The organism is Calothrix sp. CCY 0018, from assembly GCF_963920925.1.
In the GTDB taxonomy this organism is placed as follows: domain Bacteria; phylum Cyanobacteriota; class Cyanobacteriia; order Cyanobacteriales; family Nostocaceae; genus Rivularia.
Genome location: NZ_CAWUDI010000119.1, coordinates 1 through 1190, shown reverse-complemented (window position 1 = coordinate 1190; position 1190 = coordinate 1). Strand labels below are relative to the sequence as shown.

Annotated in this window: 1 protein-coding gene; it reads left to right on the top strand. The window is 31.2% G+C overall.

Translation table 11 applies throughout. The annotated features are described in order from the left end of the window. Positions 1–331 precede the first annotated feature (331 nt). The coding region (locus ACM03V_RS34400; RefSeq protein WP_414625299.1) for an ISL3 family transposase at positions 332–1190 on the top strand (859 nt) is incomplete at its 3' end.

Genomic DNA, 1190 nt, shown 5'->3' with positions numbered 1-1190 from the left:
GTTCTTCAGTACCTAGTATGCTAAAAATACCATTAAAAGCTATAAGATGAAGAAATAATAGCGCACATTGACTTGTTAGAGGCGCGAATTGAACTACCGCTACGCTTTCTTCAATTGCGTATAGACGGGCTTGTCAACAACTCTTCAAAACCTCAAATAATGATAGCCCGCCTATACGCCGCTACGCTAATTGAAGAATAGTTAAATTCTGAAATAAAAATAAATAAATGTATAGAATAATAGCTAAAAGCTCTATTTATGTTGACATATAAACCTATTTTGTTGTTGTCTTAGATAAGAAGAAGACAGAAAAACGGGTGTTATTACTATCATGACCTCAAAAAGAGAAATTAAACTATTAACAGAATTGATTAATTTAGAAGGGATAAAAGTTATCTCACATCGTCAATATCAAGGATTAGGAATAATTTTACAGGTTGAATCAACCAACTCAGAAAGTATTTGTACTCGCTGTGGAACAAAAAGTCATAGACTACATCAAAATCATCGATATGTAATAAAAGATTTACCTTTAGGCGAACAACAAGTATTTTTAGAAATTAATAAGCGGCAATTTAAATGTGATAATTGCAAAAAACCGTTTAGTGAAGACTTAGATTTTGTAAGAAGTAGAAGGACTTATACTAAAAGACTTGCTAAAAAAATAATACAACAAGTTTTAGATTCGGATATTCACAGTGTAGCGAAAAAAGGGACTGTGACTACAGAGGAAATAGAAAGAATGTTAAAAGATGCTTCTGATAATTCATTATTAATAAAACCATCATGCTTAAAAAGACTTGGTATTGATGAAATAGCATTAGTTAAGGGTAAAGGCAATTACTGTGCAGTACTAGTAGATTTAGACAATTCCAAGCTACTAGCAATCTTGCAAGGAAGGACGAAAGAAAAAATTAGGGAAATACTTATTACGTGGGGAAAAGAGGTTCTAGAAAAGATAGAAGAAGTGAGTATAGATTTGTGGCGAGGTTACAAAAACATAGTTCAGGAATTAATACCAAATGCTCAAGTTGTGGTTGATAGATTTCATGTGATGACGCAAGTAAACAAGGAATTAGACTTACAAAGAAAACGAGAGAAAAGAAAAATAGAAGATTCAATAAAAAAAGCGAAATCAAAATCAAAGAAAGATGAATACGAAAAAATATTAAATGGATTGAAAAAAAGTA